We start from the raw sequence: 11,794 nt of genomic DNA on the forward strand, positions 1-11,794 counted from the left end.
TCCAATCAAGGCGCACGCGCGGGGGCGGCCACCGAAGCACCGATCTTCGCACCGGCGTTTCATGCGGAACTGGATACGCTGTTCCGCTGGCGCCGCGACGTCCGGCGTTTTCGATGCGACCCGCTGCCGGCCGGGTTGCTCGATCGGTTGCTGGAGATCGCCAACGCGTCACCGTCGGTCGGACTCAGTCAGCCGTGGCGGTTCGTCACGGTCGACGACCCCGCCCGCCGAGCCGCAGTCCGCGCGGACTTCGAGGCGTGCAACGCGGCGGCGTTGACGACGCAGGACGGGGCGAGGACAGCCACCTACGCGCGGCTCAAGCTCGCGGGGCTCGAACAGGCGCCGTGTCATGTCGCGGTGTTCGTCGAACCCGATCCGGAGCAGGGCCACGGTCTCGGCCGCCGGACCATGCCTGAGAGCGTCGCCTATTCCGCCGTCATCGCGGTCCACACGCTCTGGCTAGCAGCGCGCGCGCACGGAATCGGTCTCGGCTGGGTCTCGATCTTGGAGCCTTCCCGCGTCCGCGAGATCCTCGAAATACCCGAGACATGGCAGCTCGTGGCGTATCTTTGCATCGGATATCCGGAGATCGATGCGAATATCCCCGAGCTGGAGGTCGAAGGCTGGGAAAAACGGCGCTCGATCAACATCGTGGTGCGCTGAGGCACGGTGGCTACCCGCCTCAACTGCCCGGTGGCACTGTGGCGGTTGCGCAACATGCGTGCTGTCAAAGCCCGATTGTACGCAAGATTCGCTTGTGCGGCGCACCACGGGCTGTCATCGCGGTGTCACCGTTGGAAAGACCGCGCTGGGGTTAGCTCCTAAAGATGCGGCGTCCACGGATGCAGGGCGGACATCGACTTCCGGTATCGAAAGGGAAACGATGCGCTTCACCACTATTCTTCTCGGCGGCATTGCTTTGGCTGCCGCAACGCCGGCCTTCGCGCAGGACGACACCGCGCCTCCGAAGGAAGTCACCGTCAGCGGCGCCGTCGGGCTCGTCAGCGACTATCGTTTCCGAGGCGTGTCGCAGTCGGACGAGAACCTCGCCGTTCAGGGCGGCATCACCATCACCCACAAGAGCGGGCTGTATATCGGCACCTGGGGTTCCAACCTCGCAGGGTGGGGCACGTTCGGCGGCGCCAACATGGAGCTCGATCTGATCGCAGGCTACAAGGTGCCGATCGGCGGCGGCACACTCGATGTCGGCGCGACCTGGTACATGTACCCCAGCGGCTTCGACAACACCGACTTCATCGAGCCTTACGCCAAGCTGTCGGGCACCGTTGGTCCGGTCGCGCTGCTGGCCGGCGTTGCGTATGCGCCCAAGCAGCAGGCGCTCGGCCCGTGGTATACCAACGGCACGTCGGCCGCGAACGGCGTCTACGACCGCGTCAATGCCAAGGACGACAACCTGTATCTCTGGGGCGACGTCAGCAGCGGGATCCCGACCACCGGCGTGACCGTGAAGGCGCATGTCGGCTATTCGCGCGGCAACAAGGGCCTCGGGCCGTTCGCGACCAGCGTGTCGCCGACCGGCGAGTATTTCGACTGGCTGTTCGGCGCGGACTACGTGATCCCGACGACGCCGCTGACGCTCGGTGTCGCGTATGTCGATACCGACATCAGCAAGGGTGAGTCCGCCTATCTCCAGCCGAGCTTCAGCCGTGGGCAGGACGGCAATGGCTCGATCGCCAACGGCAAGGTGCTGGTGTCGCTGACCGCGGCGTTCTGATCGCTTTGAGGAGAGGGCGCCCCTGAACCTTGTTTCCCCGCGAAGGCGGGGATCCAGACTGGGCTCCCGCCTTCGCGGGAGAACAAAAAGCAGTACCGCCGCGGCTCCCTATTCCGTCACCCCAGCGAAAGCTGGGGTATTTCTCGAGGCGGGCGACGTTCGCCATACGACAAGATCCCAGCTTTCGCTGGGATGACAAGCTCGGCGGGCAGACACGAAAAAGGGCGGCCCCGCGGGGAGCCGCCCTTTTCGTCAGCCGCTAGGACTCGCTCAGTTCGCAGTCGTACGTGCGTCCTGGCCGTCGCCCTCCGGCGCCGCGACGATGTCGCGCGTGGTCGAACCCTTGTCGACGACGGTCGTGCCAGGATCGCCTACGCTCGACCGGATGCCGGGATCGTCGCTGTCCGCGCCCGCATCGTTGACGACACCCGTCTCGGCAGCACTCCGCGGCGCAGCGCCGCCGAACAGCGCGTCGAGCGTCTGGGCGTTGGCGGCGGTATCCTGCGGACGCGCAGCGCCCGGCTGCGGGGGGACCAGCGCGAAGTCGGGCGGGATCACGAGCGGCGCCTGGCGGGCGACGGCGAACTCGTCCGGGCGCGCATGATCGAGGCTTCGACCTGCGCCGCAACCACTGAGCAGGGCGACGCTCGCGAGACCGGCGGCCAGGGGTACGAACTTACGCATGGGAATTCTCCACAGGGGGCTTCTCGCGCACGAGGAGCGCCCGAACAAGCAGGACGAGCACGCCGACAGTAATCGCTGCATCGGCGACATTGAAGACCAAAAACGGACGCCACTCGCCGATATGCAGGTCGGCGAAATCGACCACATAGCCGAGCCGGATCCGGTCGAGGATATTGCCGACCGCACCGCCGAGCACGAAGCCGAGCGCGACCTGATCGGCCGGGTTCTTCTCGCGCGTCATCCACACCGCCACGCCGACCGCAATCGCACCGGTGAGGAGCACCAGCGCCCAGCGGGTCAGGTGGCCGTCGGCAGGAAGCAGCCCGAGCGAGATGCCGATGTTGGGGACGAAGCGCAGGTCGAAGAACGAGGTGATCGTCTGCGAGTCGCCGAGCGAGTCGATCCCGAGCGGCTTGGTCACCGCCCATTTGCTCAGCTGGTCTGCGAGAAACAGCGCGATCGCCGCCCCGAACCCGGCCTTTGGCAGGTTACGCATCGGCCACCACCTCGTCGCACCGGTTGCAGAGTTCACCGTCGACCGTCACTTCGGGGAGGTGGCGCCAGCAGCGGCCGCATTTGTGGAAGTCAGTGCGCGTCACGGTGACCGCGTCGCCCGGCGTGACCTTAGCGACGATAAACGCCTCGGCCAGCGCGTCGGCGTCGAGCAGCATCGCAGGAACGGTGACTTCCGCCTCGAGACTGGAGCGAACGGTCTTCTCGCGGCGGAGCGGTTCGATCGCTTCGGTGACCTGAACGCGCAACTGGCGGACCTCATGCCATTTGCTGCCGACCACGTCCTCGGCGTCCAGCGATGGCAGAGACGGCCATTCGAGATAGTGCACCGAGCTGTCATCGCTCGGGAAGCGCGACTGCCACACTTCCTCTGCAGTGAAGCACAATATTGGCGCGGCGTAGCGGACGAGCGCGTGGAACAGCACGTCGAGGACGGTGCGGTACGCGCGACGCTTCACGTCGCCGGGCGCGTCGCAATACAGCGAGTCCTTGCGGATATCGAAGTAGAACGCGGACAGGTCCTCGTTCGCGAAGTCGGTCAGCAGGCGCGTGTAGCGGTTGAACTCATACGCTTCGGCGGCCTGGCGCAGTTCGACATCAATCATGCCGAGACGGTGGAGCACGTAGCGCTCCAGCTCGGGCATGTCGGACACCGCGACGCGTTCGGAGTCCTCGAAGCCTTCGAGTGCGCCGAGCATGTAGCGGAACGTGTTGCGCAGCTTCCGATACGCGTCGGAGGCCGTGGCGAGCACCTCCTTGCCGATCTTCACGTCGTCGAAATAGTCGGTCGAGGCGACCCACATGCGGAGGATGTCCGCGCCGCTCTCGCCGATGATCTTGAGCGGATCGACGACGTTGCCGAGCGACTTCGACATCTTCCGCCCCTGGCCGTCGAGCGCGAAGCCGTGCGTCAGGACCGCGTCGTACGGTGCGCGACCGCGCGTGCCGCAGCTTTCGAGCAGCGACGACTGGAACCAGCCGCGATGCTGGTCCGAGCCTTCGAGATACAGGTTCGCGCGCGTTCCCTCACCATACCGCGCTTCGACGGTGAAAACGTGCGTGCAGCCCGAATCGAACCAAACGTCTAGGATGTCCTTCACGACGTCATAGTCGGCGAGGTCGTAGTCGGGGCCGAGCAGCGCCTGATGGCCGTCCGAATACCACGCATCCGCGCCGTTCTCGCGGAAGGCTGCGACAATGCGCGCGTTGACCGCGGGGTCGTTCAGATACTGGCCGGTGGTGCGGTCGACGAACAGCGCGATCGGCACGCCCCAGGCGCGCTGGCGCGAGATGACCCAGTCGGGGCGGCCCTGCACCATCGACGTGATCCGGTTTTCGGCGCGCGCCGGGATCCAGGTGGTGGCGGCGATCGCGTCAAGCGCGATTTCGCGGAGAGTCGCGCCGTTGCCTTCTGGCTCCCTCTCCCCTCCGGGGAGAGGGCTGGGGTGAGGGGCTGTTCCAGGCGCAGCATTGCTTGGCTGCCCCTCTCCCCGCAGGGGAGAGGGAGCAGGAGCATCCATCGGGATGAACCATTGCGGGGTCGCGCGGAAGATCACCTTGGCCTTCGAGCGCCACGAATGCGGGTAGCTGTGCTTGAAGTCGTCGCTCGCCGCCAGCAACGCGCCGACCTCGCGCAGGTCGGTGCAGATCGGGCCGTCCGCACCCACGAACTTCTTGTTGATGACGCTGCCCTGGCCGCCAAGCCACGCCCAGTCCGCACGGTACATCCCCGCGCCGTCGACCGCGAAGACCGGGTCGATGCCGTATTGCTTGCAGAGTTCGAAATCGTCCTCGCCGTGGTCCGGCGCCATGTGGACGAGCCCGGTGCCTGCGTCCGTCGTGACGAACTCGCCGGGGAGGAACGGGCGCGGCTTCGCGAAGAACCCGCCCAGTGTGTGCATCGGGTGCCGTGCGGTTGCGCCTTCAAGCTGCGAACCTTTGCCTGACCACTTCAGGACCGGGGAATTCATTGACCCGAGCAGGCGAAGGAACAGTTTGTCATCAAGCGCAAGCGGACTGGCAACGACCAAGGTCTTACCCGTCGCTTCGTCATACCACGCGCCATACTCGATCTCAGGCCCATAGCTCAGCGCCTGGTTCACCGGGATCGTCCACGGCGTCGTCGTCCAGATCACCGCATGCGCGCCGACCAGTTCGGGCGCGTTCGGCGCCTCCACGATCTCGAACGCGACGTCGATCTGCGTGGAAACGATGTCCTCATACTCGACCTCGGCCTCGGCCAGCGCGGTCTTCTCGACCGGCGACCACATCACCGGCTTGGCGCCGCGGTACAGCTGGCCGCTCTCGGCGAACTTCAGCAGCTCGCCGACGATCGTCGCTTCGGCGTCGTATTTCATCGTCAGATACGGATCGGCCCAGTCGCCCATCACGCCGAGCCGCTCGAACTCGCCCTTCTGCACGGCGACCCATTTCTCGGCATAGGCGCGGCATTCGGCGCGGAACTGCGCGACCGGCACGTCGTCCTTGTTGAGCTTCTTCGCGCGATACGCTTCCTCGACCTTCCACTCGATCGGCAGGCCGTGGCAATCCCAGCCGGGGACATAGGGCGCGTCCTTGCCCATCAGCGACTGCGACCGCACGATGATGTCTTTCAGGACCTTGTTCATCGCATGGCCCATGTGGATGTCGCCGTTCGCGTACGGCGGGCCGTCATGCAGGATGAAGCGCTCGCGCCCGAGCCGCTGCTCGCGCAACCGGTCATAGATGCCGAGCTTCGCCCAGCGCTCGAGGATCGCCGGCTCCTTGGCAGCGAGGCCCGCCTTCATCGGGAAGTCGGTCTTCGGCAGGAAGACGGTGTCGCGGTAATCGCGGGCGGGCGCAGGAGTATCGGTCATAGGTGGGCCGGGCTGTAGCCGTTAGCGCGCTACGTTGCCATCCCCTCTCCCTTTGCCGTCACCCCCCTACCGTCACCCCAGCGAAAGCTGGGGTCTCGTGCCGCATGGGGCCGCTTCATTACCGGGATACCCCAGCGTCCGCTGGGGTGACGGATCGTGGTTGAGGACGATGTAATGGGGGGGCGACCCTATCACCCCAAGATCACCCGGGCCCGCTCGCAGTCGGCGTCCATCTGCGTCGTCAGCGCATCGAGGCTATCGAACTTTGCTTCGGGGCGCAGATACTCGACCAGCGAGACTTCGATGCGGCGGCCGTACAAATCCTCGGCGAAGTCGAAGAAATACGGTTCCAGCAATTCCTTCGGCGGATCGAAGCTCGGGCGGATACCGAGGTTGGCAGCGCCCTTCAGCACGCGACCGTCCTCCAGCCGCCCGGTCACCGCGTAGATCCCGTACGCGGGGCGAAGATAATTGCCCATGTCGAGATTGGCGGTCGGATACCCGATCGTGCGGCCGAGTTTGGCGCCATGCTGCACCACGCCTTCGATCGCGAACGGTCGCGTCAGCAGGCGCGTGGCGGTGGCCATGTCGCCGGCGCGCAGGGCGTCGCGGATGCGGGTGGAGGACACCGTTTCGCCGTCGAGCGCTACTGCTCCGACCGTCTCCGCGCGAAACCCGTGCGCAGGCCCCCGCGCGGCGAGCGTGTCGACGGTGCCGCTCTTGGCATGGCCGAAGGTGAAGTCCTCGCCCGTCACCACGCCGCCGATGCGCAAGTTTCGTTCGAGCCGGTTGGCGATGAACTGCTCGGCGGTCAGCGCGGCGAGATCCCCGTCGAAGTGGAACACCACCATCGCGTCCGCGCCGGCATCGGCGAACAGCCGCTCGCGCTGATCGAGCGTGGTGAGGCGGAACGGCACGGAATCGGGGCGGAAGTGGCGGACCGGATGCGGATCGAACGTCGCCACCAGCGCGGGGCGACCCTCGGCCTTGGCCCAGGCGATCGCGCGCGCGACCACCGCCTGGTGACCGAGGTGAAATCCATCGAAATTGCCCAGCGCGACGATCCCGTTCGCAAGCTGCGAAGGAATGGACGCGCCGCCGTCGAGCCGCTGCATGGCGGCGGGCTATAGGGGGGTAGGAAGGGTCACGCTACATATCTTGTTCTCCCGCGAAGGCGGGAGTCCAGCCTGGGCTCCCGCCTTCGCGGGAGAACGTCAGGGGCGGGTGAGCGTTACGAAGCTGTAGGCGGGGCGGTCGCCGTCGGCGGGATGGTCTTCGCGTGCAATCTCTTGCCAGCCTGCGAACGCGGGGACGGTCGCGTCGCCTTCGGGTTCGGCGTGGACTTCCGTCAGTTCGATGCGATCCGCGCGGGGCAGCAACTGCGCATAGACCTGCGCACCGCCGATCACTGCGATGTCGTCGCCAGCCAAGGCCAGCGCATCGTCGACCGAGTGGGCAACCTCGGCACCCTCCGCGGTCCAGTCGCCACGCGTGAGGACGACATGGCGCCGGCCGGGCAGGGGGCTCGGGAAGCTCTCGAAGGTCTTGCGCCCCATCACCATCGGCTTGCCCATCGTCAGCACCTTGAAGCGCTTGAGGTCGGCCGGGATTCGCCACGGGAGGTGCCCGTCGCGGCCGATGACGCCGTTGGTGGCGCGGGCGAGGTAGAAGGTGATCATGGCGGCGGTCATGCCGGAGGTGATGTCGCGAGACTACCCTTCTCGTTCTCCTGCGCACGCAGGAGCCCAGGATACCAAGCGTCATCGTTCGTAACCCTGGGCTCCTGCGTACGCAGGAGAACCGTAAGAGCCCAATTCCACCCCGGCGAAGGCCGGGGCCCAATTGGGGAACGTTGCTGGTGGGCGCCGCGCTCCGTTACGCCGACCTTTCCAATTGGGCCCCGGCCTACGCCGGGGTGGTAGTAAGGTGATGCGCCAATCACCCCGGCGCATGTTCCTTCACATACGCCTCGGGGTCCTTGTCGACCACCTTCACCCCGTTCAGATGATTCGCCTCGAACGCCGCAAACCGCACGCCGAGCTCATGCCGCTCCTCCAGCGTTGCGTGCTTGCGGAAATCGGTCAGGCCCTGGCGTTCTTCCTCCGCCAGATGATCGCTGTTCGCCTTGTTGCACGCGCCGACGGCCTCGAACCAGGCGTCCGACCCCACCGGGTGCTTATCGACCGCTTCGCCAGTATCGCGGATGTCATTGTGATCCTCGATCGCGTCCTCGGTCTCTTCCGCGGCCGAGTCGGCATCGTTGCCGCCGGTGCCGATCTTCATCAGCCGCGGGTAGAAGAAGCGCTCCTCCGCCTCGGCGTGCGCGTCGAGCAGATTCTTGAGCCTTGTCCACAGCGCCGACAACGCATCGGTGTCCTTGGCATCAATCGAATCGATCTGCGCGAAGAGGTTACGCTGCTGCGCGTGTTCGTCGAGTATGAGTTGTGTGATGTCCATGCGCATCTGAACCGCACAGCGCACGCCCGGTTCCTATTGCGATTCGCTCTCCGTTCAGACTGCAACGGGCGCCTTGATGTGCGCCTGCGCGATGTAATCGCGGAGGACGAAATCCTCATATTCGTATGCGTCGATCGAGTCCGGCTTCCGGAGGATTTCCAGTCGGGGAAGAGGTCCCGGCGAACGCGTCAGTTGCAGGCGCGCCTGCTCCAGATGGTTCGAATAGAGGTGGCAATCGCCGCCGGTCCAGATGAACTCGCCGACCTCCAGCCCGCATTGCTGTGCCAGGATATGCGTCAGCAGCGCATAGCTGGCGATATTGAACGGCACGCCGAGGAAGATGTCGCCCGAACGCTGGTAGAGTTGCAGTGACAGCTTGCCGTTCGCGACGTGCGTCTGGAACAGGCAATGGCACGGCGCGAGCGCCATCGCGTGCAGGTCGCCCGGATTCCACGCGCTGACGATCTGGCGACGCGAGGCGGGGTTGGTCTTGATCTGCTCGATCAGCTCGGCGATCTGGTCGATGTGGCGGCCGTCTGCGGCGACCCAGTCGCGCCACTGCTTGCCGTAGACCGGGCCGAGGTCGCCCGCTTCGTCCGCCCACTCGTCCCAGATCGCCACCTTGCGGTCCTGCAGCCAACGGACGTTGGTGTCGCCGCGCAGGAACCACAGCAACTCGACGATGATCGAGCGGAGGTGGAGCTTCTTGGTGGTGAGCACGGGGAAGCCCTGCGCGAGATCGAAGCGCATCTGCGCGCCGAACACGCTGAGCGTGCCGGTGCCGGTGCGGTCCATCGTCTCGACGCCGGTCGAGAGCACGCGGTCCATGAGGTCTAGATATTGGCGCATGGTGCGTGCGTAGTCGGGTGCGCGGGCGGGCTCAAGCGGATGTAGTTGCGCGTGCGGTCGCCGATGCCGCGGGGCAGGCGGGTGCGTGCTCCCGCCGCCTACGCCTGCCCCTCGTATCACCGACCTAGCCTCGGCGCGCGCGCTGTTCGCGGGATTGGGCGAGGCCGGCGTGGAGACGGTGGCGGTCGCGTATCTTGATCCGAATCGGAGGCTTCTCGGGATGCGGCATGTCGTCGGGGGGCGGGATCAGGTGGCGATCTCGATCCGGACGGTCGCGGCGGATGCGCTGGCGTTCGGTGCGGTCGGGGTGGTGATGGCGCACAACCATCCGAGCGGGGATGCGACGCCGAGCGCGCGCGATGTCGCGTTCACGCGAGCGCTGGCGGCGGGGTTGCGGACGTTGGAGGTGGTGTTGCTGGATCACCTGGTGATCGCAGGGGAGCGGGTGACGAGCCTGCGCGCGATGGGCGTGGTCTAAGGTGCCGCGGCAACCCCAACAGACCTGTGGTCGGCATCAGCTTAATGGAGCGGAGTTTCCCGATGGAGCCAGGGAAGTTTGTTTCCCCGCGAAGGCGGGGACCCAGCCTGGGCTCCCGCCTTCGCGGGAGAACAAGGTAGAGTCAGCCGGCATCGGATTGCGGGCGACCGGTTCACAAGTCCTCGCGCGAAGGTGGTGGTGTGAGGAACACCTTCCCCAATTCCACCACCCCGGCGAAGGCCGGGGCCCAATTGGGGGACGTTGCTAACGGGGCAGCCCGCCGTTACTGCGACCTTTCCAATTGGCCCCCGGCCTCCGCCGGGGTGGCGCATCTGGATCTGTTAGGACTGGGAAACCAATCTCAACCCAGCCGACACGCCCGGATCGCCTCCGGCTTCGGCCGCGGTCCGGTCGCGCGGAACGTCGCGATGTACCCCCCGGCCGATGGCATGTCGTCGGTATCGACCTGCGTGTACCCCACCGCCGCGAACTCGCACTTCAACAGCGCCGGCGGCGTGCCGTGGTCCTGCGTCCGGCGGTTCGCATCGACCACCACCACCAACCCATCGGGCTTCAACGACGGCCGCAACCGCCACAGGAACTCATACGGCTGCTCGATCTCGTGATACATATGCACCATCAGCACCCGGTCGAAGCTCGCCTCGGGCAGCTTCGGGTCGTTAGCCTCGCCCAGCTTCACGCTGACGTTCGCCAGGTCCTCGCGCGCGACGCGTTCCGCCAGCGTGTCGCGGACGCTCGCGACGATGTCCTCCGCCAGCACGCGGCCTTCCTTGCCGACGCGCGCCGCCATGCGGATCGTGTAGTATCCCTCGCCCGCGCCGATGTCCGCGACCGTCATGCCCTTGCGAATCTCGGCCTTGTTCATCACTTCGCCAGCCTCGTTCAGCCGGTCGCGCGCCTCTTCGTTAGACCAGCGCGACGACACGATCGACGCGACGGGACGGTCGGCGGCAGGGAACACGGGCTCCTTCGGCTCGCGCTTGATGAGCGGCTTGCTGCCGTCGCACGCCGCGAGCAGGAACACCGGCGACAGCATCAGGGCAAGGGCACCCTTGAGCTTCAATCGACGTCCTCCACCTCGACAGCCTCGCCCGTCACGCGCTGCGACAGCGCCGCCGCCATGAACATTTCGAGGTCGCCGTCGAGCACGTCCGATGGGCTGGTCGACACCACGCCCGTGCGCAAATCCTTCACCATCTGGTACGGCTGGAGCACGTACGAGCGGATCTGATGACCCCAGCCGATGTCGGTCTTGCCCGCATTCTCGGCATTCGCCGCGGTCTCGCGAATCGCCAGTTCGCGCTCGTACAGACGCGCGCGGAGCTGGTTGTACGCCTCGGCCTTGTTCTTGTGCTGCGAACGCTGGTTCTGGCACTGCACGACGATGCCGGTCGGGATGTGCGTGATGCGCACCGCCGAATCGGTCGTGTTGATGTGCTGGCCGCCGGCGCCCGACGCGCGATACGTGTCGATGCGCAGGTCGCTCTCGTTATACTCGACCTCGATATTGTCGTCGACGACCGGATACACCCACACGCTCGCAAACGACGTGTGCCGCCGCGCCGCCGAGTCGTACGGGCTGATCCGCACGAGCCGGTGCACGCCGCTCTCGGTCTTGGCATAGCCGTACGCGTTCTCACCCTTGAGCAGCAGCGTGGCGGACTTGATCCCGGCCTGCTCGCCCGAATGCTGGTCGACCAGCTCGACCTTCAGCCCGTGGCGCTCGCCCCAGCGCGAATACATCCGGCTGAGCATGCCCGCCCAGTCCTGGCTCTCGGTCCCGCCGGCGCCCGCATTGACCTCGATATAGGTGTCGTTGGCATCGGCCTCGCCCGCCAGCAGCGCCTTGATCTTGTCCTTGTCGGCACGCGCGGCGAGTTCGGCGAGCGCGGCGACGCCGTCCGCCTCCATCTCGGTGTCGCCCTCGGCCTCTGCCATCTCGATCAGCTCGGCCGTGTCCGACAGCTCGCTCTGGATCGCCCGCGTCGCGCTGATCGCCTCGTCGAGACGGCGACGCTCGCGCATCACCTCCTGCGCGGCCTTGGGATCGGACCAGAGCGCCTGATCCTCGACGCGCGCGTTCAGCTCGTCGAGACGACGCAGCGCGCGGTCCCAGTCGAGGAAGCGGCGCAGCAGCGCCAGCGCGTCGTTGATGGTGTCTACGTGAGCCTGCGCTTCGGCGCGCATGGGTATTCTCCAAAA

12 protein-coding genes are annotated in these 11,794 nt (G+C 66.3%); 3 read left to right on the top strand and 9 right to left on the bottom strand.

Going from position 1 to position 11,794, the window contains the following annotated elements; translation table 11 throughout:
- Positions 1-78: 78 nt before the first annotated feature.
- Positions 79-663 carry a 5,6-dimethylbenzimidazole synthase gene (gene bluB / locus AC1MLZ_RS14930; RefSeq protein WP_480961573.1) on the top strand — a complete coding sequence of 195 codons (585 nt, stop codon included), beginning with the start codon at positions 79-81 and terminating at the stop codon, positions 661-663.
- A 220-nt stretch (positions 664-883) separates the two neighbouring features.
- Complete coding sequence (locus tag AC1MLZ_RS14935; protein WP_480959160.1) at positions 884-1,735, top strand: TorF family putative porin; 852 nt, start codon at positions 884-886, stop codon at positions 1,733-1,735.
- 270 nt (positions 1,736-2,005) lie between these two features.
- On the opposite strand, the gene AC1MLZ_RS14940 is transcribed toward AC1MLZ_RS14935, so the two are convergent.
- The 7 genes from AC1MLZ_RS14940 to AC1MLZ_RS14970 all read right to left on the bottom strand — a co-directional run bounded on the left by AC1MLZ_RS14940 (position 2,006) and on the right by AC1MLZ_RS14970 (position 9,093).
- Entirely contained in the window at positions 2,006-2,419 is a 414-nt protein-coding gene (locus AC1MLZ_RS14940; protein WP_480959161.1) for a DUF3035 domain-containing protein, read from the bottom strand.
- Entirely contained in the window at positions 2,412-2,915 is a 504-nt protein-coding gene (gene lspA, locus AC1MLZ_RS14945; protein WP_176501154.1) for a signal peptidase II, read from the bottom strand. The genes AC1MLZ_RS14940 and lspA overlap by 8 nt, the downstream gene beginning before the upstream one ends.
- Entirely contained in the window at positions 2,908-5,787 is a 2,880-nt protein-coding gene (gene ileS, locus AC1MLZ_RS14950) for an isoleucine--tRNA ligase (RefSeq protein ID WP_480959162.1), read from the bottom strand. Before ileS ends, lspA begins: the two co-directional genes overlap by 8 nt.
- A 191-nt stretch (positions 5,788-5,978) precedes the next feature.
- Positions 5,979-6,902 (bottom strand): bifunctional riboflavin kinase/FAD synthetase, encoded by a 924-nt coding sequence (locus AC1MLZ_RS14955; protein ID WP_480959163.1) that lies wholly within the window; start codon positions 6,900-6,902, stop codon positions 5,979-5,981.
- 99 nt (positions 6,903-7,001) lie between these two features.
- Positions 7,002-7,466 carry a dihydrofolate reductase gene (locus AC1MLZ_RS14960; RefSeq protein WP_480961574.1) on the bottom strand — a complete coding sequence of 155 codons (465 nt, stop codon included), beginning with the start codon at positions 7,464-7,466 and terminating at the stop codon, positions 7,002-7,004.
- A gap of 259 nt (positions 7,467-7,725) precedes the next feature.
- The gene (locus tag AC1MLZ_RS14965) at positions 7,726-8,244 is read right to left on the bottom strand and encodes a hemerythrin domain-containing protein (RefSeq protein ID WP_480959164.1); all 519 of its coding nucleotides are present in this window, start codon (positions 8,242-8,244) and stop codon (positions 7,726-7,728) included.
- A gap of 54 nt (positions 8,245-8,298) precedes the next feature.
- Complete coding sequence (locus AC1MLZ_RS14970; protein ID WP_480959165.1) at positions 8,299-9,093, bottom strand: thymidylate synthase; 795 nt, start codon at positions 9,091-9,093, stop codon at positions 8,299-8,301.
- An 85-nt stretch (positions 9,094-9,178) separates the two neighbouring features.
- On the opposite strand from AC1MLZ_RS14970, the gene AC1MLZ_RS14975 reads away from it, so the two are divergent.
- Positions 9,179-9,571, top strand: a complete 393-nt coding sequence (locus AC1MLZ_RS14975; protein WP_480959166.1) for a JAB domain-containing protein — start codon at positions 9,179-9,181, stop codon at positions 9,569-9,571.
- Between the two features lie 361 nt (positions 9,572-9,932).
- On the opposite strand, the gene AC1MLZ_RS14980 is transcribed toward AC1MLZ_RS14975, so the two are convergent.
- Together AC1MLZ_RS14980 and prfB are read right to left on the bottom strand one after the other, a co-directional pair.
- Positions 9,933-10,628 carry a class I SAM-dependent methyltransferase gene (locus AC1MLZ_RS14980; protein ID WP_480961575.1) on the bottom strand — a complete coding sequence of 232 codons (696 nt, stop codon included), beginning with the start codon at positions 10,626-10,628 and terminating at the stop codon, positions 9,933-9,935.
- Positions 10,629-10,651: 23 nt separating this feature from the next.
- Complete coding sequence (prfB, locus tag AC1MLZ_RS14985; protein ID WP_121884314.1) at positions 10,652-11,779, bottom strand: peptide chain release factor 2; 1,128 nt, start codon at positions 11,777-11,779, stop codon at positions 10,652-10,654.
- Positions 11,780-11,794 lie beyond the last annotated feature (15 nt).

It is taken from the genome of Sphingomonas sp. PEI4 (assembly GCF_056679955.1).

Bases quoted from the DNA above. Each gene is read 5' to 3' on its own strand.
- AC1MLZ_RS14935 (WP_480959160.1), top strand. From the start codon at position 884: ATGCGCTTCACCACTATTCTTCTCGGCGGCATTGCTTTGGCTGCCGCA.
- AC1MLZ_RS14955 (WP_480959163.1), bottom strand. From the start codon at position 6,902: ATGCAGCGGCTCGACGGCGGCGCGTCCATTCCTTCGCAGCTTGCGAAC.
- AC1MLZ_RS14980 (WP_480961575.1), bottom strand. From the start codon at position 10,628: ATGCTGTCGCCGGTGTTCCTGCTCGCGGCGTGCGACGGCAGCAAGCCG.
- AC1MLZ_RS14960 (WP_480961574.1), bottom strand. From the start codon at position 7,466: ATGATCACCTTCTACCTCGCCCGCGCCACCAACGGCGTCATCGGCCGC.
- lspA (WP_176501154.1), bottom strand. From the start codon at position 2,915: ATGCGTAACCTGCCAAAGGCCGGGTTCGGGGCGGCGATCGCGCTGTTT.
- AC1MLZ_RS14965 (WP_480959164.1), bottom strand. From the start codon at position 8,244: ATGGACATCACACAACTCATACTCGACGAACACGCGCAGCAGCGTAAC.
- AC1MLZ_RS14940 (WP_480959161.1), bottom strand. From the start codon at position 2,419: ATGCGTAAGTTCGTACCCCTGGCCGCCGGTCTCGCGAGCGTCGCCCTG.
- prfB (WP_121884314.1), bottom strand. From the start codon at position 11,779: ATGCGCGCCGAAGCGCAGGCTCACGTAGACACCATCAACGACGCGCTG.
- ileS (WP_480959162.1), bottom strand. From the start codon at position 5,787: ATGACCGATACTCCTGCGCCCGCCCGCGATTACCGCGACACCGTCTTC.
- AC1MLZ_RS14970 (WP_480959165.1), bottom strand. From the start codon at position 9,093: ATGCGCCAATATCTAGACCTCATGGACCGCGTGCTCTCGACCGGCGTC.